The 19,976-nt window shown below is 62.9% G+C and carries 22 protein-coding genes; 17 read left to right on the top strand and 5 right to left on the bottom strand.

Annotated elements, in window-relative coordinates; translation table 11 throughout:
- The first annotated feature begins 145 nt into the window (after positions 1-145).
- Positions 146-619, top strand: coding sequence for a DUF1203 domain-containing protein (locus ACVJNE_RS20140; protein ID WP_499568478.1), 474 nt, complete (start codon positions 146-148; stop codon positions 617-619).
- A 134-nt stretch (positions 620-753) separates the two neighbouring features.
- On the opposite strand, the gene ald is transcribed toward ACVJNE_RS20140, so the two are convergent.
- Positions 754-1,869, bottom strand: a complete 1,116-nt coding sequence (gene ald, locus ACVJNE_RS20135) for an alanine dehydrogenase (RefSeq protein WP_499568477.1) — start codon at positions 1,867-1,869, stop codon at positions 754-756.
- A gap of 151 nt (positions 1,870-2,020) precedes the next feature.
- On the opposite strand from ald, the gene ACVJNE_RS20130 reads away from it, so the two are divergent.
- From ACVJNE_RS20130 to ACVJNE_RS20120, 3 genes are all read left to right on the top strand, one after another.
- Positions 2,021-2,494 carry an Lrp/AsnC family transcriptional regulator gene (locus ACVJNE_RS20130; protein ID WP_173191847.1) on the top strand — a complete coding sequence of 158 codons (474 nt, stop codon included), beginning with the start codon at positions 2,021-2,023 and terminating at the stop codon, positions 2,492-2,494.
- Between the two features lie 139 nt (positions 2,495-2,633).
- Positions 2,634-4,610: a bifunctional 2',3'-cyclic-nucleotide 2'-phosphodiesterase/3'-nucleotidase gene (locus ACVJNE_RS20125; protein WP_499568475.1), complete on the top strand. Its 1,977-nt coding sequence runs from the start codon at positions 2,634-2,636 to the stop codon at positions 4,608-4,610.
- A 91-nt stretch (positions 4,611-4,701) separates the two neighbouring features.
- Positions 4,702-5,445: a sulfite exporter TauE/SafE family protein gene (locus ACVJNE_RS20120; protein ID WP_499568473.1), complete on the top strand. Its 744-nt coding sequence runs from the start codon at positions 4,702-4,704 to the stop codon at positions 5,443-5,445.
- A 20-nt stretch (positions 5,446-5,465) separates the two neighbouring features.
- Here the strand turns inward: ACVJNE_RS20120 and ACVJNE_RS20115 are convergent, their stop codons facing one another.
- The 4 genes from ACVJNE_RS20115 to ACVJNE_RS20100 form a co-directional block, all read right to left on the bottom strand.
- Complete coding sequence (locus tag ACVJNE_RS20115; protein WP_499568471.1) at positions 5,466-6,782, bottom strand: TRAP transporter large permease; 1,317 nt, start codon at positions 6,780-6,782, stop codon at positions 5,466-5,468.
- On the bottom strand, positions 6,775-7,356 hold the full coding sequence (locus tag ACVJNE_RS20110) for a TRAP transporter small permease subunit (protein ID WP_499568469.1): 582 nt from the start codon (positions 7,354-7,356) through the stop codon (positions 6,775-6,777). Before ACVJNE_RS20110 ends, ACVJNE_RS20115 begins: the two co-directional genes overlap by 8 nt.
- 66 nt (positions 7,357-7,422) lie before the next feature.
- Positions 7,423-8,433: a TRAP transporter substrate-binding protein gene (locus ACVJNE_RS20105; protein ID WP_368803246.1), complete on the bottom strand. Its 1,011-nt coding sequence runs from the start codon at positions 8,431-8,433 to the stop codon at positions 7,423-7,425.
- Between the two features lie 124 nt (positions 8,434-8,557).
- Positions 8,558-9,814, bottom strand: a complete 1,257-nt coding sequence (locus ACVJNE_RS20100) for a class I SAM-dependent methyltransferase (RefSeq protein WP_499568467.1) — start codon at positions 9,812-9,814, stop codon at positions 8,558-8,560.
- A gap of 562 nt (positions 9,815-10,376) precedes the next feature.
- Between ACVJNE_RS20100 and ACVJNE_RS20095 the strand changes: the two genes are divergently transcribed.
- The 13 genes from ACVJNE_RS20095 (at position 10,377) to ACVJNE_RS20035 (ending at position 19,861) form a co-directional block, all read left to right on the top strand.
- Positions 10,377-11,636: a tyrosine-type recombinase/integrase gene (locus tag ACVJNE_RS20095; RefSeq protein WP_499568465.1), complete on the top strand. Its 1,260-nt coding sequence runs from the start codon at positions 10,377-10,379 to the stop codon at positions 11,634-11,636.
- A 248-nt stretch (positions 11,637-11,884) separates the two neighbouring features.
- Entirely contained in the window at positions 11,885-12,091 is a 207-nt protein-coding gene (locus tag ACVJNE_RS20090; protein ID WP_499568464.1) for a helix-turn-helix transcriptional regulator, read from the top strand.
- 75 nt (positions 12,092-12,166) lie between these two features.
- Positions 12,167-12,997: a DUF7146 domain-containing protein gene (locus ACVJNE_RS20085; RefSeq protein WP_499568462.1), complete on the top strand. Its 831-nt coding sequence runs from the start codon at positions 12,167-12,169 to the stop codon at positions 12,995-12,997.
- Positions 12,998-13,001: 4 nt separating this feature from the next.
- Positions 13,002-14,246, top strand: coding sequence for an AAA family ATPase (locus tag ACVJNE_RS20080; RefSeq protein WP_499568460.1), 1,245 nt, complete (start codon positions 13,002-13,004; stop codon positions 14,244-14,246).
- 199 nt (positions 14,247-14,445) lie between these two features.
- Positions 14,446-14,625, top strand: a complete 180-nt coding sequence (locus ACVJNE_RS20075) for a hypothetical protein (RefSeq protein ID WP_499568458.1) — start codon at positions 14,446-14,448, stop codon at positions 14,623-14,625.
- A gap of 196 nt (positions 14,626-14,821) precedes the next feature.
- Entirely contained in the window at positions 14,822-15,025 is a 204-nt protein-coding gene (locus ACVJNE_RS20070) for a hypothetical protein (protein WP_499568456.1), read from the top strand.
- A gap of 187 nt (positions 15,026-15,212) precedes the next feature.
- Positions 15,213-16,148 (top strand): hypothetical protein, encoded by a 936-nt coding sequence (locus ACVJNE_RS20065; protein ID WP_499568454.1) that lies wholly within the window; start codon positions 15,213-15,215, stop codon positions 16,146-16,148.
- Positions 16,149-16,288: 140 nt separating this feature from the next.
- Positions 16,289-16,756, top strand: coding sequence for a hypothetical protein (locus tag ACVJNE_RS20060; protein WP_499568452.1), 468 nt, complete (start codon positions 16,289-16,291; stop codon positions 16,754-16,756).
- Between the two features lies 1 nt (position 16,757).
- A complete protein-coding gene (locus ACVJNE_RS20055; RefSeq protein WP_499568450.1) occupies positions 16,758-17,078 on the top strand; it encodes a hypothetical protein in 321 nt (106 codons plus the stop codon).
- A gap of 1 nt (position 17,079) precedes the next feature.
- Positions 17,080-18,204, top strand: coding sequence for a phage major capsid protein (locus tag ACVJNE_RS20050; protein WP_499568448.1), 1,125 nt, complete (start codon positions 17,080-17,082; stop codon positions 18,202-18,204).
- Between the two features lie 205 nt (positions 18,205-18,409).
- The gene (locus ACVJNE_RS20045) at positions 18,410-18,655 is read left to right on the top strand and encodes a cold-shock protein (protein ID WP_499568446.1); all 246 of its coding nucleotides are present in this window, start codon (positions 18,410-18,412) and stop codon (positions 18,653-18,655) included.
- A complete protein-coding gene (locus ACVJNE_RS20040; protein WP_499568444.1) occupies positions 18,648-18,827 on the top strand; it encodes a hypothetical protein in 180 nt (59 codons plus the stop codon). Before ACVJNE_RS20045 ends, ACVJNE_RS20040 begins: the two co-directional genes overlap by 8 nt.
- A 299-nt stretch (positions 18,828-19,126) precedes the next feature.
- Positions 19,127-19,861, top strand: coding sequence for a phosphoribosyltransferase family protein (locus tag ACVJNE_RS20035; protein WP_499568442.1), 735 nt, complete (start codon positions 19,127-19,129; stop codon positions 19,859-19,861).
- Positions 19,862-19,976: the final 115 nt, after the last annotated feature.

Below are 19,976 nucleotides of genomic sequence, written 5' to 3'. Positions count from 1 at the left end.
TCGAGCGCCTCGCCAACGGCTGGCCTGACAGCCGTATCGACGACCTCATGCCCTGGAACTACCAGCCCTGAACGGCTTCGGCTGCTCGCTTACGATGCAATCTTTCGATGGTGCGGCAGACACGAACCCTGCCGGAGACCCGAAAATGGCCCTGATCCGCTTTGTCGCCATGCCCACCAAACAGGCCCGCGCCTATCAGCGCGGCGCGCCCGACGCTTACGGAGACCCGCCCGAGCGCAGGATCTCGGACGGTTCCGGCATTCCGTGCCGCCACTGCCTGCGCCATGTCGCGGCGGGTGAAGACTATCTGACATTTGCCTACAGGCCGTTTCCGACCCTGCAGCCCTATGCGGAGACGGGGCCAGTCTTTGTGCATGCCGCCGAATGCGAACGCGCGCCGGAAGGCGACGTGCTGTCGCCGATGTTCCGGGCAACGCCGGACTACATACTGCGCGGCTACAGTGCCGACGACCGCATCGTCTATGGCACCGGCGGCGTGGTGGCGACCCACAAGATCTGCGGCCGCGCGCACGAAATCTTCGAACGCGCGGATGTCGCGTATGTCCACATGCGATCGGCGCGGAACAACTGTTATCAGCTCAGGATCGAGCGGGCGTAGCCAAGAAAAAGGCCCGCCGGTGGTGCAGACCGGCGGGCCATCGTCTCCGCGCGGGAGGACTTGCGCGGAAACCCCGGTTGGCTTCAAGGCATGTCTTTATCCCGAAACCGGTTCCCACTTTCGGGAGACATGCTTCAGGCCGCGATGACGGCCCGCGGCTCGACCATTTCGTAGCCCAGCGCTTCGGCGACGGCCTGGTTGGTGATGCGGCCCTTGTGCACGTTGAGGCCGTTGCGCAGATGCGGATCGTCGACGATCGCTTTCAGGCCGCGATTGGCAAGCTGCAGGCCATAGTGGAGCGTCGCGTTGTTCAGCGCGTGCGCCGAGGTGACCGGCACGGCGCCCGGCATGTTGGCGACGCAATAATGGATGACGCCGTCGACCTCGTAGGTGGGCTCGGCATGGGTGGTTGCATGCGAGGTCTCGAAGCAACCGCCCTGATCGATCGCGACGTCGACCAGCACCGCGCCTTGTTTCATGCCCGAGAGCATTTCGCGCGAGACGAGTTTGGGTGCGGCTGCGCCCGGGATCAGCACCGCGCCCACGATCACGTCGGCGGAAAAGCACTCTTCCTCAAGCGCCTCGACGGTGGAATAGCGCGTGTGCACGCGGCCGTTGAAGATGTCGTCGAGCTGGCGCAGACGCGGGATCGAACGGTCGATGATGGTGACGTCGGCGCCGAGACCGGCGGCCATCTTCGCCGCATTCAGACCGACCACGCCGCCGCCGATGACCGTGACCTTGCCGGGCAGCACGCCCGGCACACCGCCCAGGAGAACGCCACGGCCGCCATTGGCCTTCTGCAACGCCGTCGCGCCGGCCTGGATCGCCAGCCGGCCGGCGACCTCCGACATCGGGGCGAGCAACGGCAGGCCGCCACGATCGTCGGTGACGGTCTCGTAGGCGATCGCGGTGACGCCGGACTCTACGAGGCCGCTGGTCTGTGCCGGATCGGGTGCGAGGTGGAGATAGGTGTAGAGGATCTGGCCTTCGCGGAGCTGCACCCATTCCGAGGGCTGCGGCTCCTTGACCTTCACGATCATGTCCGACTTGGCGAACACTTCCGCGGCCGTCTTCGCGATCTTCGCGCCGGCGGCCATGTAAGCGGCGTCATCGGCGCCGATACCGGCGCCCGCGCCGGTCTCGACGAGCACGTCGTGGCCATGGGTGACATATTCGCGGACCGAGCCGGGGGTGAGGCCGACGCGGTATTCGTGGTTCTTGATTTCCTTGGGGCAGCCGACGCGCATTGGCGCTCTTCCTCGCATTTGACGTTATGTTCCCTGAGGGAAATTGTTAACACGCCTGCCGTGGAACGTGTTTGCGAATAGGAGTGTTCGGGACCGTCGGTTTCGTATATTCTTGCGCAAAATGGAGTTCTCGCGGGAGGAGTCACGGTTTATGACCCGAGACAGGATCGATATCGCTATTCTTGAAGCTTTGCAGAAGGATGGCCGAATTTCCAATGCCGCGCTTGCGGAGGCTGTGGGGCTGTCGCAATCCGCCTGTTCGCGCCGGCTCGACAATCTGGAAAAGGAAGGCGTGATACGGGGCTATCACGCGCGCCTTTCCAACGCCGCACTCGGTCACCGGATGACGGCGATCGTGCATATCTCGCTGTCGGGGCAGTTCGAAAAGACGCTGGCCGATTTCGAGGCGGCGGTGAAACGCTGCCCGAACGTGCTGTCGTGCCACCTGATGTCGGGCGAATACGACTACATCCTACGTATCGCCGCGCGCGATCTCGAGGACTATGAGCGCATCCATAAGGAATGGCTGACGGCGATGCCGCACGTCACCAAGATCAACTCGTCATTCGCGCTGCGCGAGGTGATCGACCGCACCCATGTCGGCATGAAGCCGGATATGGCGTGAGGCGTGGGTTGGATGGGGCAATGAGCCGGCAAAATTTCATCGGCGCGTCACGCGAAGCTGCTGGACTCATTGTTCCGACGGCGCGACACTCGTTGCGCCCCTTCACGTCCAAGAGCAAATATCCAGACGGAGAACGACAATGTTCGCGACGATACCTGCCATTTCCCGCCGCACTTTCCTGGCCGGTTCCGCAGCCGCGGGCGCGGTCGTGATGCTGCACCCGTTCTCGGCGCGGGCGCAGGCCAACCAGGCGCATCTGCGGATCATGGAAACGACGGACCTGCACGTCCACGTCTTCCCCTACGACTATTATGGCGACCGGCCCAACGACACGATGGGCCTTGCGCGCACGGCCTCGATCATCGAGGCGATCCGCGCCGAGGCGACCAACGCGATGCTGGTCGACAATGGCGACTTCCTGCAGGGCAACCCGATGGGCGACTACATCGCCTATGAGCGGGGCATGAAGGCGGGAGACATCCATCCTATCATCGCCGGCATGAACGTGCTCGGTTACGACGCCTCGACGCTGGGCAACCACGAGTTCAACTACGGGCTCGACTTCATGATGAACACGATCGCGGGCGCCAACTTTCCCGTGGTCTGCGCCAACGTCACCAAGGGGCAGCTTGCCGGCAACGCGCGCGAGGACGAGCTTTTCCTCAAGCCTTATCTGATCCTCGACAAGACGGTGACCGACGGCGCGGGGCAATCGCATCCCGTGCGGGTCGGCCTGATCGGCTTCGTGCCGCCGCAGATCATGAACTGGGATTCGCGCCACCTCGTCGGCAAGGCGGCGACCCGTGACATCGTCAAGGCCGCGGAGGCCTGGGTGCCGCAGATGAGGGAGGAGGGCGCCGACATCATCATCGCGCTCTCGCACTCCGGCATGGGGCCGATGGGTTACGAGGAGAACCTCGAGAACGCATCGATCCAGCTCGCCGGCATCGACGGGATCGACGCGCTGGTGACCGGCCACAGCCATCTTGCGTTCCCCGGGCCGCAGTTCGACGGCGTGGAAGGCGTCGACAACGCGGCCGGTACGATCGGCGGCAAACCGGGCGTGATGGGCGGCTTCTGGGGCTCGCATCTCGGCCTGCTCGACCTACTGCTGGAGCGCGACGGCAATAGCTGGCGGGTGGTGAGTTCGACCAGCGAGGCGCGGCCGATCTCGGAGCGCGTCGACGGCAAGACGAAGGCGCTGGTGGAAAGCGTGGCGGCGGTGGAAGACGCGGTGCGCGCCGACCACGAGGCGACGCTGGCTTACGTGCGCGCGCCGGTCGGCAAGACGGATGCGCACCTGCATTCGTATTTTGCGCTGGTCGCCGACGACCCGTCGGTGCAGATCGTGAGCCAGGCGCAGGTCTGGTACATCACCGACATGCTGAAGGACACGGAATATGCCGAGCTTCCGGTGCTTTCGGCTGCCGCTCCCTTCAAGGCCGGCGGGCGCGGCGGGCCTGATTATTACACCGACGTTCCGCCGGGAGACGTGGCGATCCGCAACGTGGCCGACCTCTATCTCTATCCCAACACGGTGCAGGCGGTGGTGATTACCGGTGCGCAGGTGAAGGAGTGGCTGGAAATGTCAGCCGGCATCTTCAACCAGGTCGAGGCGGGCGGCACCGACCAGCCCCTCATCAACCCCGACTTCCCGTCCTACAATTTCGACGTGATCGACGGCGTTACCTACCGCATCGACCTTTCGCAGCCGGCGAAATACACCTCCAAGGGCGAGCTGCAGAACGCCGATTCGAGCCGTATCGTGGACTTGCAGTTCGACGGCGCGCCGATCGATGCGGAGGCGCGTTTCGTTGTGGCCTCCAACAACTACCGCGCCGGCGGTGGCGGCAACTTTCCCGAGATCGGCCCCGACAAGGTGGTGTTCGAGGCACCAGACACCAACCGCGACGTGATCGTGCGCTACATCGTGGAGCAGGGCACCATCAACCCGAAGGCCGACGCGAACTGGAACTTCGTGCCCCTGGAAGGTACGACTGTCGTGTTCGAGACCGGCCCTAAGGCCGAGGCCTTCATCGGCGAGGTGACCGGCGTGGCGATCGAGGCCGCGGGCGAGGGCGCCGACGGTTTCGCGAAGTATCGCATCACGCTCTAAGGGCGCCAGACAGGATCGGCGGCAGCCGGTCCTGTGGCTCTTGTTTCCGTCGGCGTGGCGATACAATGTCGCCGCAGCCGACGGAGCCCCGATGACCGATCCTTCCATCCTTCTCGCAATCTGCGCGACTTTCCTTCTGGCGGGCTTCGTCAAGGGCGTGGTCGGACTTGGACTGCCCACGATCAGCCTGGCGCTTCTGACAGCGGTGCTCGGGCTGCCGCAGGCGATGGCGCTGCTGCTGGTGCCGTCGTTTGCGACCAATCTCTGGCAGGCGCTTGCCGGGGGCAACGCGCTCTCGATCCTGCGGCGCAACTGGCAGTTCTTCGCGCTTGCGACGCTGACCGTGTGGATCGGTGCTCTCGGTCTGTCGCGGCTCGATACCAACGTGCTCGCAGGCCTGTTGGGCGTAATCCTGATCGTGTATGCCGTGCTCAACCTGTCAGGGTTGCGCTTCACCGTGCCGGCGGCGCGCCAGCCATGGGTCGGTTCCGTCTTCGGCGCGACAAACGGCGTGCTGACCGGCATGACCGGATCGTTCGTCGTGCCGGGTGTGATGTATCTGCAGGCGACCGGCATGCCGCGCGACGCACTTGTGCAGGCGATGGGCATTCTGTTCGTGCTGTCCACGGCGGCGCTTGCGGTCGCGCTCGGCGGCAACGGGTTGCTCAACGCGACGCTCGGTGCGCAGTCGGCCGTCGCACTGCTGCCGGCCATCGCCGGCATGGTGATCGGGCAGAAGGTGAGGGGCCATCTGTCCGAGGCGCGGTTCCGCGTCGTCCTGTTCTCGGCGCTGCTGGCGCTGGGGCTCTACCTCCTGCCCAATCTCGCCGGTTGAGACCGACGGGCGGCGGTTTGTCACCGATACCAGAGCGCCAGCGACGGGAAGAGCAGAACCAGCACCAGCGCCACGGCCTGCAGCGCGATGAAGGGCAGCAGCGACCTGAATATGGTGCCCAGCGATATGTCGGGCGGGGCGACGCTTTTCAGGTAGAACGCGGCCGGCCCGAATGGCGGCGACAGGAACGAGATCTGCATGTTGAGCGCGAACAGCACGCCGAACCAGACCGGATCGTAGCCGAGCTCCTTCACGATGGGCGCAAAGATCGGGATCGTCAGCAGTGCGATGCCGACCCAGTCGAGGAACATGCCGAGCACGGCAAGGATGAGCATCATCACCAGAATGATGACGATCGGCGTTTCGGAAACACCGAGAAGCAGTTCCTTGATGAAGTTGATGCCGCCCATGAGGTTGTAGACGCCGATCAGTGCTGTTGCGCCGATGCCGATCCAGACGATCATGCCGCAGGTGCGCAGTGTCTGCATGGATGCGTCGAGCATCATCTTCATGGAGAACTCGCCGCGCAGCACCGTCGACAGGATAACGCCGACGACGCCGATGGCCGATGCCTCGGTGACGGACGCGATGCCGCCATAGATGGAGCCAAGCACGAAGACCACGACCAGAAGCGGCAGGAACAGCCCTTTCAGAAGCTTCAGCTTGTCGGCAAACGGCATCTGCTCCTGCTGGGTCGGTATCGGCGCCATCTCCGGCCGGAAATAGACGATGGCGAGCACATAGGTCGCATAGAGCGCGGCAAGGAGCAGGCCCGGCAGGAAGGAGGCGGTGAAAAGCTCGGCGATCGAAACGCTGGCCGACAGGCCGTAGATGATGAGCACGATGGATGGTGGGATCATCGTGCCGAGCGCGCCGCCGGCGCAGACGATGCCAATAGCCAGACGCCGGTCGTAGCCAAGACGCAGCATCTGGGGCAGCGCGAGCAGGCCGAGCAGCACGATCTCGCCGCCGATGATGCCGGACATTGCCGCCAGTACGACGGCCACAAGCAGCGTCTGAACGCCGACGCCGCCGCGGATGCGCCCGCCCACCAGCCGCATTGCGTCGAACAGGTCGCGCGCGATGCCGGACCGGTCGAGGATCGACGCCATCAGCACGAACATCGGGATCGACACGAAGACGTACTGCATGATGAAGGAGTAGACGCGCGTGGTGACGATCGGCACCGCCATCGGGCCGAACCAGCCGAGCGCGAAGATCAACGCCACCAGAATTGTGACGAATGCCAGCGGCATGCCGGTGAGCAACAGCACCAGCAGCATGCCGAACATGGCAACGCTGCCCCCGCCGATGCCGAGGGACTGAAGATCAAGCATCGCCGAGCTCCTGCTCCGGGCTGCGGTTTTCATCGGTGGGCTTGCGCCGCAGATGGGCGATGGCCTGGAGCAGGAACTGGATGCACATGACGCAGAGGATGAGGAACAGCACGGCTTTTACAATCGCCGGCGTCGGCGGATTCCAGGCACTGCCGCTGGTCTCCAGGTGCATCTGGCCGGTCGGCGTGAAGAAGGCCTTGTATGCAAAGCTCCACGCGGCCCATGCCATGAGGGCGCAGGCCGCAGCGCCGACAAGACTGATGGCGACATCGAGCAGACGCTTCACGCGCTGCGAGACGGAATCGTAGATCAGCACGACGCGGATATGGCGGTTGGTGCCCAGGCAGTAGGCCCCGCCAAAGGCGAAGCAAAGCGCAGTGAGGGCTGTCGTCGTTTCGTGCACCCAGATGGTGGGGGCATTGAAGACGTAGCGCATCACCACTTCGTAAAAGGTGAAGGCGGTGATGAGCAGGAAGGCCGCGGCGAAAACGGGCGCCAACGGAATCAGGAGCCGCGAAAGCGTATCGTGCGCCTCGTCCCGCACCTCCTCGCGAGGATTGTCCCCGGAAGCCATGCCGATTCTCCTCGCATTGCCGGCCGGGCCCGCCACCCGGCCGTGTCAGTCAAAGCCCGATAGGCGTCAGAGAAGTCCCGCGGACTTCAGGTAGGTCGTGAGCTTTTCGTAGACCTTCTGCGCGTTCTCCGAACGCTCGCCGTAAGGCTGCCACTGCTCCTGGGCGATCTGGCGGAACTTCTTCTTTTCCTCCTCCGACCAGGTGTGGATGGTCACGTCGCCCTGCGCGCGCAGCTTTTCAGCCACCTCTTCGTCGCGTGCGCGGATGCGCGTGGCCAGGTCCTCCGCATAGTCCTTGACCGACTGGGTGAGGACTTCCTTCAGGTCGTCCGGCATGCCGTCCCAGGTCGCCTTGGTGATCGACACCTCGTTGAGCGGCAGGGAATGGAAGCCCGGCCAGATGGGATGCTTGGCGACGTCGTGCAGACCCATGGAATCGTTGGTCGCGAGCGTGGTCGCGTCGGCGGCGCTGATGACGCCCTTGTCGAGCGACGTGAAGACCTCCGACTGGGGCAGGTTGACGGGCGAGGCGCCTGCGGCTGCAAAGGCCGACTGCACCATGCCTTCCGGAGCGCGCATCTTCACGCCCTTGAAGTCCTCGACACTGTCGATCGGCACCTTGGACGGGATCGCCTCGGCGGTCTGGGCGGCGGGGCCGATGAAGTGCACGCCGTAAGGCGCGAGGATTTCGTTGTAGAGCTCGGTGCCACCACCGTCATTGAAGAAGGCGCGCAGTTCCTCGGGGCTCGAATAGGCCCCCACCGGATTGCCGATCAGCGCGAAGGCAGCGTCCTTGCCGGTGAAATAGGAGCTGTCGGTGATATGGCCGTCGAGAATGCCGGCGCCGACGGCGTCGAGCGTTTCGTTGTATTCGACGATCGAGCCGACCGGCAGCATCTCCACCGTGATGCGTCCGTCCGAAAGCTCGCCCACGTGCTTGGCCCAGTCCTGCTGGACTTCGAAGGCGGCGGTGCCCGACGTGTCACTGCTCTGGAACTTCAGATTGTAGGTGTCCTGCGCGAACGCCGTCGTCGCAAGGAGCCCCGCGAAAACGGATGCAGCCAAAAGTTGCTTCATGATGCCTTGTCTCCTCCATGAGCGTTACCCGGCGCCTGTGCGGCTGCCGCGTTTCCTCCCCGCTCTGTATACATCCTTTCACGAAGCCTTGCGGCAGATCAATAGGCGATCCCGCCGCCGGCTCTCAGGCCTTGTATATGACCTGGCGCACGTCGATGTATTCGGCCCGGAAGCCGGCCTCGCAATAATGCAGGTAGAACTCCCACAGCTTGCGGAAGCGGTCGTCGAAGCCGAGGGGCACGATCTTTTCCCACGATCCCCGGAAGCGCGTGCGCCACTCGGCGAGCGTGCGGGCATAGTCCTGCGGGAAGACGCGCTCGCGCGCGAAGGTGAGGCCGTGGTCGGCGCCCAGCGCCTTCAGGATCGACGGCGTCGGCAGCATGCCGCCGGGAAAGACGTAGCGCTGGATGAAATCCGGCCTTGCCCGATAGCGCTGGAACGCATGTTCCTTGATGGTGATGATCTGCATGCCGGCCGTGCCGCCGGCCTTGAGGCAGTCCTTCACCTTGCCGAAGAAGACGGGCCAGTATTTCTCGCCGACCGCCTCGAACATCTCGATAGAGGCGATGCGGTCGTAGCGGCCGGTCTCGTCGCGATAGTCCTGGAACTTGATCTCGACGCGGTCGGACAGGCCGGCCCGTGCGATCCGGGCCTTGGCGAAGTCGTGCTGCTCGCGGCTGATCGTCAGTCCGGTGACGCGGCAACCGATCTCGCGCGCGACGAATTCGGCAAAGCCGCCCCAGCCGCAGCCGATCTCGAGCACATGATCGCCGGGGCCGATGCCGGCATCCTGCGCCAGTGCCCTGTATTTGGCCGCCTGCGCGCTCTCCAGATCGTTGGCGCCTGTTGAATAGAGCGCCGACGAATAGGTCATCGAAGGATCGAGCCACTCCTTATAAAAGGCGTTGCCCAGGTCGTAATGGGCCGAGATGTTGCGCCTGGAGCCGGTGCGTGTGTTCTGGTTGAGCCAGTGGCGGACGCGCTGCAGGGCCGTCAGCAGCCAGCTCGCGCCGCCGGCCACCGTCTCGCCGGCCTCCTCGTTGATGACGAAGAGTTCCAGCAGCGTGGTGACGTCCGGGCTTTCCCAGTCGCCGTCCATGTAGGATTCGGCGACGCCGATGGTGGCGCCGGTGAAGGCGCGGCCGGGCAGGTTCCAGTTGTGCAGAATCACCTCGCCATGCGGGCCGGGGGCCTTGCCTCCCATCTCCAGCACAAGACCCTCGGGGGTGCGCACCGTGAGCGCGCCGCGCGGCAGGCCCATCGCGACCGACAGCATCATGCGCGCACGAACCGGCATACCGCGCGTCACCTCGGCGAAGTTGGCGGCATCAAGCCTGATTGCAGACGTTTCGCCGGAAACGTCCGGAGTTGCTGCCGACATGGTTGCGTCCTCTGTAATCCGTAGCGGCACGGGCCCGCCTTGCGGCATGTCGCCCGAAAGGCAAACGTTTTCAGGCCGCAATTTGTCATGCGTTCGCGCAATTCTGCAAGAGGCTGGACCAACCGCTGCTGCCATGCCGGCAAAAGGTATTTGGCAGGTTTCGCCACGGGCGCATCGATGCTGCCCCGTTTTGGGACATGGCGGCGGGCACGTCGCTTGCTTCGTCGTCCATGTCGGCACATGCCGGCCCTGACGGGGGTCCATGGGGCGAACGTCAGGCAAGGGTCTGCCGGGGAACGCGGGCGGGGGCGCCCCGGCAGGCTCGAAAACACTGCGGTCGGCGCTCGGGCCGAAGCGCGCTCAGATGCTGCAAATCCTGGAAAAAGTGGCTCCCCGGGCCGGAGCCTTGATAGGGTTTTTGTTGTCCCATGTTGTCCATGATGTAAACGCGCCATCCCTTGCGATACAGGGATTTCGTTGCGAATCCTTATTGGTCATGCTATCGCTAGCGCCGACCCCAATAACGGGGAAAAAGTGGGGAAAGCGAGGGCGGGGAGCCATAATGGGGAACCATACCCGTAACGTTCTGACGGTTAAAACGATCGCGGCGAGCAAGGCGAAGAAATTGCGCGACGGCGGTGGCTTGTGGCTGGTGACAAAGGGCCGAGGCCGCTATTGGATTCTCGACTATCGCCACGCCGGCAGGCGCCGCGAGCTTGGCATAGGCCCATTGCATTCGGTTGGCCTTGCTGATGCCCGACAGGCGGCCGAGGACGCGCGCGCGCTCTTGCGGCAGGGTATCGACCCTATTGCGCACCGGCGCGGCGTGGCGGACGCAGAATCCGTGAAGGTGAAGGCCGCCGGCCAGACGTTCGGGGAGTTCGCCGACGATTATATTGACGCGGCCGTGAAGGCTGGCAAATGGCGCGGCGGAAAGACCGAAGCCAGTTGGCGCAACTCTCTCGGAAATCACGCGGCGCCGTTGCGATCGATGTTGCCAAAGGACATCGCAACCGACGACGTGATTGCCGTTCTCGAGCCGCTATGGGGCACCAAGCAAGAGACCGCCAAGAAACTGCGAGAGCGGCTTGAGCAGGTGCTTGACGCCGCGAAGGTGAGGGGATTGCGCGACGGCGAGAACCCCGCCCGCTGGAAGGGCAACCTGGAGCACATCTTTCACAAGCCCGAAGCGCTTACCAACGGCGCTCACCACGCCGCGTTGCCGTATGGGCGGATGGCGGCCTTCATGAAGCACCTTCGGATGCGCAAGGGCATGGGCGCGCGTGCGTTGGAATTCGCCATCCTCACCGCAGTCAGGAGCGGCGAGGCCCGAGGCGCGAGGTGGGATGAAATCGACTTTGAACGGCAGTTGTGGATTGTCCCGGCGAAACGGACAAAGTCCGGCAAGAGGCCGAATCGCGTGCCTTTGTCATCGGAGGCGGTGCAATTGCTAAAATCCATCCCGCGCTTTGAGGGTAATGACCTTGTGTTTCCGGCCCCTCGCGGTGGCGAGCTTTCCGACATGACGCTGGCCAAGGTCGTGAAGGATATGCATGCCGCTGAATTGAGGGCGGGGCACACGGGATACGTTGACCCGAAGGAGCTTGACGGGGAGGGGCGCCCGAAGATCGCCACGCCGCACGGCTTCCGCTCCAGTTTCAAAGACTGGGGCACCGAAATATCCAGTCATCCGCGCGAACTAGTGGAGATGGCGCTTTCGCATGCCGTTGGTGACGCCGTAGAGCGCGCCTATGCGCGCGGTGATGCGTTGGAGAAGCGGCGCGAGTTGATGGCCGATTGGGCGGCTTACATAGCAAAGTAAAAAGCGCAAATTACACCATTGACAAACGAAAAAATCTATGAAACGGGGTTGACACAATAGGCGAAAACGCATAGAGTGGTCGTCGTGGAATCAATGTCCACCTAAACCACTGCAACTGCAGTCGTAGCCGCACGAGACGTGGCCGCGCTTCGCGCGAAGCAACCTCGGTCCAACGCCCGGCCATTCAACCAGCCATCCATAAACATAATTTGTCTGCGCTCGGACTCTGTCCGGCGCGAGGAGGTTTCATGACGCCTGCGAACGATAACGCTGTGCTAGTTAACGTCAAACAAGCCGCGGCCATGACGAGTATGTCGCGCACCATGCTCAACAGGTATCGTGCCGAAGGACGCTTTCCCCAGGCTGTACCGCTCGGCGATCGTCGTGTCGCCTTCGTAAAATCGGAAGTATGCGAATGGATTGACGCTCGCATTGCCGAAAGGCGTGCCGCGTAGCGCACCAGCGCCAAGAAGAACGACCGGCGCGAAGCCGGCAAAGCCCTAAAATCCACATACCTTTGAGGTGGCAAAATGAACCTGCAACACGCGGCCCAGCTATTGGGCGGCGAGGTGTCGGGCCGCGCCATTCGATGCCCTGGCCCAGGGCATAGCTCGAAAGACCGCTCTCTCGTCGTCAGATTTGTTGACGTTGGTGACGGGCTTCGCGTCACGTCATTCGCAGGCGACGATTGGCGGGACTGCAAGGACTATGTGCGCGAGCGGCTCGGCCTTTCACGGGATTGGGCACGGCCGGATACGATACACGTCGACGACACCCCCCGCATTGACATCGACAAGCTGCGCAAGCAGCGCGACGCCTTGTCGATGTGGGCGCGCAGCAAGCCGGTGGCCGGCACACTCGCCGAGATCTACCTAGCATCGCGTGGCCTTTCCTACGAAGGCGATGCCCTACGGTTCTATCCTGGCGGCCGTGCCATGATTGCGCTCATCACCGACATCGCCACCGGCGACCCTTGTGGCGTCCACTGTACCTATCTCGACCGGGACGGAAAGAAGACCGGCCGGAAGATGCATGGCCGCGCCGGAGGCGGAGTTGTGCGGCTTTCCAGCGACGACGATGTGACGACCGGGCTTGCAATCGCCGAGGGCATCGAGACCGCATTAGCGGCGCCCGGACGGCCTGTCTGGGCAACGCTTAGCGCGAACACGCTGGAGCGCTTCCCGGTCCTGGACGGCATCGAGGCGCTGACAATCTTCGCGGATAACGACGCGAGCGGCACCGGCCAACGGGCCGCAAACGAATGCGCTCGCAGATGGCATGCAGCCGAGCGCGAAACCACCATCAACATCATCGACCAGGTTGGCGCGGACTTCGCCGACATCATTTCAGAGGCGGCTTAATTACATGGGAAATTTGAGTGCATTCAAGTCGGAACCCGGCGGACAATTCCAGCCGGTTCCGGTTCCGGGAAAGCCGGCGGCGGCGAATGATAACAAGCCGCGCGGGCAACTCGTCTTTATCGGCGAGGACCGGCCTTTTATTCCAAAGCCGGAACTGGTCCGCGACACCATGCCCCGCACGGGCGTTGGTTTCTTCGGCGGCCAGTCGGGCGCCTACAAAACGTTCTTCGCCATTCATGCTGCCACATGCTTCATGACCGGCGAACCTCTTGCGGGCCGGGAAATCGAGCGCGTTGGCGGCGTTGTGTACCTAGCCGCTGAAGGCGAGGGAACAATCGAGGGCCGCATGAAGGCTCGCCGCATGAAGCTCGAGAACCCCACCGCCGACGTTCCGTTCTACATGCTGACGGGAATGGGCGCGATTTCCGACGAGGCCGCATACACGGCGCTGGCATCTCGCCTGACCGATGCCGCCACTGTCATGCGGCAGAATTTCGGCCAGCCGCTTGTCGCGTTGATTGTCGATACCGTTGCCGCCGCCGGCATGATTCCGGAGGACAAGGAAAACGACCCCGGCGCCTGGCAAAAGGTCTTTGACGCGCTCCAGCCAATTTCGAAGAAGCTGGATTGTGTCGTCATCCTCGTCCACCACGCTGGCAAGAATGCGTCCGCGGGATTGCGCGGCTCGTCCAACGCAAGGGCCGGTGCCGACTTCGCCTTGATGCTTGCCTGCGACCGCGACGAAATCACGGGGCTGACTGCGAACCACTTCCTACACCTCACGAAAAGCCGCGATGCACCTGAAGGGCCGATTGCTGCCATCCATGCAGAGTCGGTCGTAATCGGGCAGCGTGATGATGGCACGCCAATCACCTCGCTCGTTCTGGATTTCGACACCGACCGGAAGGCGGCACCGAAGAAGGCGAAGGCGAGCAAAACCGACCGGCCATTCCGCGATGCCGTCGATGCGACATTTGCGGACAAATCCGAATCTGTCCGCGTTCACGGCGAAGCAGACGCGCCGCTCGTGCGGGCCGTTCGCCTTGAAGACGTTAAGCCGGAATTCGAAAGCCGGTACGTCACCGGCCAGAGCGACCCCGTGAAACGTGCCGACAATCTGCGGCGTCGCTTTACCGATGCCGTTCGGCGAGCAACGGAATCCGGCGCCTATTGTGCCGGAACATGGGGCGAAACCGAGTGGCTTTGGCGGTTGGAGGCCGACCGGACGGATACGGATAAATCCGGATAAATCCAGATTTGTCCGGAGAGCCAAAACCGTCCGCAGTACCGGAAAACAGGGGCGCCTATCCCCAGGATAGGCACCCTTCCGGGCGCGAGATGGAGCAAAAATAGGACAGCAATGCTGACCGGACGGATAGGACTTTTCCTTAAGGCGTCCGTCCTATCCGTCCGTTCAAACTTGAACAATATTTGGGAGTTCAGATTTCATGATTTCACTATTTCGGAAGTCGCGCATGGCGGCGCTCGCCGATGGCGAAAAGGTTGAGGTGCTAGGTGTCACGAAAGGCGATACCGGCGTCGCCTTGTGGGTTGTTCGCAGGGTGCTTGCGGAGGGCGAAAGCGTCATGCGCTGCTACGAGCATCTGCGCTTCGACGAAGCCGCATGACGGGCCGCCAGGGGTCATATTTTCAATCGGAAAAATGCGCGCGATGGGCCTCGACCGTTCCCCTGCGCGGGCCGCGCGCCGACTTCGGAAGGCCCCCACCGACCTATCAAAAGTCTAGACTTGCCCCCTTCGCGGACCGGCGTGTGAGGCGCGCGTTAAACGGCGCAGGTTTCGAGGTTATTTTTAGGAGGATACCATGACTGACACCACCCTTGCCCGCCGCGCCGCACGCTGGGCTGAGCACGACGCAGCCATCCCCTACCGCGACGAGCGGCTAGTGCGCCTCAACGGCACGAACCGGGCAGGCCGGCGCCCGCACAGCTTGGTGGAGCCGCAGCGTCTGCCTACGACCGTGCTTCTGGCCGCTAACGACAACCAGAAAGCAGCCGATGCTGCTTGACATAGCAGCCACCCGCCGCCGCGCGGCTCGCTGGCGCGATCATGATGCCAAGATACCATTCGCCATATCGCGGCCCCGCTGTCCGGCCATGTCGGATGTGACGCCAAAAACGGACACCACGGGCGCGCCCATAGCGCAACGCGGCGCTTATCGGGGCCGGCGAGTAAGTTGGCAGGAGTTTCCCGGCTTGGCACCCACGCGGGCCGAAACGATCGCAACGGCCATGGTAGAGTTCGCGCCCGCACAGTTCTGCGCGGAAGGCGTGGCGCGCCCCATGCCGGGCGGCAGGGCCTATGAACGCGCCGAGCAGGGCGGCAGTGACGTGGCGTGGATAATCCCGTCCGGCGCCATCCTGCGCGCCGCCAAGCCCTGCGCAGCACCGCAGCCGCGGCAGGATCCCGTTTATTGGCTCGGCCGGCTCTGCCGCTTCCCACGGCGCTACAGCGACCCGACACGCGAGAATAGGGGCAATCCGCGCCGGGCTGCCACACAGGCCGCAGGCAGGCCGATGTGGGAGCTGCTGCGGCCCTTATCGGCCAAGGACACCGCGCGCACCGCGATCGCGTATGTGGCCGCCCCTGTGCCGCCACACCGAGCCGCACCGATGCGGTTACCTCTGGCCGAAGAGCACACCGCCTGCCGGTTGTCGGCCCGGCACGTAAACGCTGCCGATTGGTTCCAGCGAGACCTGCACCACGAAGCGGAAGGCGGGCACCCGCTTGCGCCGGCGAGCGGGGGAATCGTGGTGGACTCGACACGCGACCCGCTCGCCCTGTTTCCAATCGAAGCCGCGGCCGATACCGCAATCCGAGTCCGCCATCGCTTCCGCAGCTTAGGCGGCCTTGCGCGTGTAGTCGTGCGCGCCCTGGAAGGTGCCGAGATGCGCGAGCTTGCGCCTGCATGGCCAATCCCCCAGCGCCACCGTGCCGAGGCCGGCCGGATACGCTTGCGGGCGGCGCTAGAGCTTTGCGCGACAATGGTAGAGCGCGAAACCGACAAGTTGCCGCTATGGGAAACGCTGTCGGTTGCGCGCGCGGCATGCGCCGAGTGCAGCAAGCTGGAAGCAAAGCGGCGCCTGCGCGTCGCCGCAAACGACAATACACCAATGCGGGTTGCAGCGTAAGCGCGAGGGTGCCTAGTGTTTTTGATATACTGAAAGAATAGGAAGGAGTTCTGTCAAACTTCGCCTTCCTTCGTTGGGCCGCTTTCCACACCGGAGAGCGGCCTTTTTTTCTTTGATTTTGCAGAAACAAGGAGGCAACCGTGCGTTTATCGGAAGCCGTGCAGATGCTTGCCCGCCGGCTGGGCATGAAGGCCGGTCGCGTTGCGGCTATCGCGAACCGGCTCCAGCACGCGGGCCGCTTGCCTTTGGCGGACGCAAAGCGGACACCGCCATCGCTGATCGAGGCGGACATGGCGCTCCTGCTTATTGCCGTGCTCGCGGAGAACGGCGTCGGCACCGCACCGGCCCGCGCCGTTGAACTTGCCGAAACCGGCCTGCACGACGCCATTGCGGCGGTACTGCGAGGCCAGGCGCAACCCGGCGACGTGATCGTCAAAGACGGTGGCGCATCGGCCACGTTCGATGGCGCTCACGCGGTTTACGGCAAGCCGGCTGACGATGGACACGCGCGTTTCGCAACCGGCCCGACGCTCGCGGCAATCGCTGCCGAGTTCCAAGGCGTCGCTCCACACCAGGCGGATGCGATCGCCGCCCTATCGAGGATTTAGAATGAAAGAATTGAAAGAATTGGCCGACGCGCTTGCGCGCCGGGCGATAGAGCACGCGCCTGACGATGGAGGCTTGCCGTTTGACGATCACGTCGCTGCGGCGATCGGCGCAGGCAAACACGACGTTGCGGCGGCTGCAATCCTACTCGCACGGCGAGCCGGCCATCCGTATCGGGGCGACGTACCCGCTGAGACCGAAGCCGCGGTGAAACGCCAGCAGGCGCTAAGCGGCGCCGCAAACTTCCGCGCCATCAACGCGGCAAACCATACCCAACACCCTTTACCGGCCTGGATTCGGGCCGAACTTCAGGAGACTTTCTAATATGGCAACTGATCCCCTCATGGCCGCCGTCGAGCGCGTCGGTAACCAGTTCAAAGCAACCGCCGACGAATTGGCTGGACGCCTTTCCGAGCTCGAGAAGAGAGCCGCGCGCAGCGAGAGCTATATTGCGGCCAACGATAACGGCGGCGTCGTCTCGTTGCTCCTCGCCAACCGCGATTTCGGCAAGTTCGATTACAATAGCCGCCGTCACCAGCGTATCGAACTGCAGGGCGGCCTGTCCGAAGCCATGGCGGCGATTACTTCCGGCCCGTCGACCGTTGGCGCCATAACTTCGCCGGGCACGTCGCTGGTGCCTGCGCATCGTCTGCCGGGCATGGTGCATGCGCCGGAACGCAAGCTGACGGTTCGCGACCTGATCGCGCCGGGCACGACCACGAGCAATACCGTCGAATGGCCTGAAGAGACGGACTACACCAACGGTGCCCAGCCGCAGACTGAGGGCGAAACGAAGGGCGAGTCCGACCTGAAGTTCGAACTGCGCACGGCCAAGGTTCAGACCATCGCCCACACTTTCACGGCGTCGAAACAGATTCTCGACGATACGCCGGCTCTTGCATCTTACATCGGAAACCGCGGCGTTGCCGGCCTGAAACGCGTTGAGGAAGCGCAGCTTCTGAACGGTAATGGCACGGGCGTGAACCTGCATGGTATCGTGCCGCAGGCGACCGCATTCAACACCGGCTTGCTAAAATCTGGCGACGCTGACGAGTATGCCTACCTGCGTCGTGCCATCCAGCAGGTTCGGCTTACCGAGCATCACGCAACCGGCATCCTTCTGCACCCCAACGCGGCCGCCGATATGGACCTTCTCCGCGAGACGGACTCGGGGAAATATTGGGTGGATCCCGCGAAAGGGCAGGACGGCGTTGCCTGGCGACTGCCGATTGTCGAGACCACCGCAATCGGCGAGGACGAGTTCATCGTTGCCGACTGGCATGCCGCGCAGCTTTTCGACCGGCAACAGGCGACGATTGAGTTCAGTTCCGAGCACGCAGATTACTTCGCTCGCAACCTCATCATGGTGCGAATTGAAGAACGCCTGGCGCTCGCGGTTTATCAGCCGCTGGCCTTCGTTCACGGCGAGTTCGGTGCGACCAGCGAATAACAGTTTAGGCGGCAAACCTCCTTTGCGCCGAACGCCGGCGTGCAAGCGGTTGGCTGGCCGCCATCTGTCAGACATGCAGCCACCGCAGCGACCCGTGCACCCGGCATAATCCAGCCCGCCTAGCGGGTTCCGGCGTGCGCCATTCGCGGCCAGTCATAGCGGGCTGGCCGCCTTTTCTTTCCCAACAAACAGGACAACATCAACAATGCCAATTGGCACCATCAAACGCTGGAACCAGGACCGTGGGTTCGGCTTTATCAGCGACGACCAGTTGCCGGCGAAACGCTGGACGTTCGTCCACATTACCGCATTGAACGGCACCGCTCCCGCCGAGGGCGACGCCTACGGATATGAATTGGCGCCTGGACGCGATGGACGCGAAACTGCAGTCAACCTCGTGTCGCTCTCGCCGGCGCGTGAGGAAGCGGACAGGGTTTTCGGATATGACTGAAGAACTGGAAAGGCTCGCGTTGGCCGTGCAATTCCTCGCGCCTTCGCATGGCGATCCGGAACGCTTCCACATCGACAAGGCGGAGATCGTAAATGCGTTGCGCGACTTGGCGCAGCGCCATCGAGGTGGCGGCAAGCGTTGGTGGCGCAGCCAGAAGGCCGGGCCGGTCTGAAGTCTAGAGGCCCCCAGCCGCGGACCGGCTGGGCAAACGACGCCTAGCGCAAATACAGTTTTTTCCTCGCGTGCGCGCGCAAGCGCGCGAGGGGGTCATATTTTCAATCGTGGACACGCACGCTTTCGAAGGGGGGCGGTCCGCGAAAAAGGCAAAGCGGCGAGTTTGAGAGCGGGCCTAGCCGAGCGCGGCGAGTGCGCTCGCCGCGTTTGGGTGTTGCTGTTTGAGAACGGGTAAGTGAAAACACCGGAGCCATAGTGTATTCCATTCGGGCGCAATAGTTCGCGCTCGGGGGAGCCGTGGGAATCAACATATCTGCGACAAATTTCGTTACACTCGATCACACCCACCAAAAACGCGTCGACACATCGCTGGAGAACAACCCGACTTTCAATGATCTTTCGGGCATCCACGTTCACCACATTTTCCGACGCAACCAGAACGGGGACAAAGATCGTGATGGAAATCCGCTAATCAAAGCTCTGAAGGGCATGGGCGGATACCAAATCATGCCTATGTACAGACAGCAAATAATGGATAGGGCGAGAGAAGTCTTAACATCCTTTGCTGGCGATATAGCTGTTGATGTCGTTATGCCAATGCCATCGGGGTATGATTTCTCTAGGGAGGTCGCAGAACTAATCTGCGATGTGGTTCATAAGGAGCTTCTAGATCCGATATTCATCCGCAAGCGCACTGTTAGCGAAATGCTTGCAGAGTACGACGGAAATGTGCCTGACGATCTGAACGGTAAGTTGGCGCGGAAGTTCAAAGACCAGTTGGCGGACTGGCGTCTCGCAAGCGTCAAAAGCCCGAATCAACTGGTCACGATGAAAAAGATCGACACCAAGATCAGGACTTGTTTCCAGCCGCTCGCGTTGACCGAAAATGCTCCTATCATCGAAGGGCAGAGAGTGCTCGTAGTGGATGACCTGATGTCATCCGGGGCGTCCATTACGTCCGTCGCCGGTTTGTTAACTCAAGGCACCGGATGTGCTGTACCGGCAGCCATATGTTTTCTCAGTGGTTTGTGAACCGTACCTAGCAAGCACATGTCCGTGTGCTTGACTATGTACCGAAGGTGGACCATATTCACATTGGAAGTGAAAGTGGGTGGCAACACCCTGACCGTGTTTACGCCTCACGGTC

Source organism: Mesorhizobium sp. DxT, from assembly GCF_058448885.1.
The sequence above is the reverse complement of the archived record's forward strand: the minus strand, read 5'-3'. Positions and strand labels throughout refer to the sequence as shown.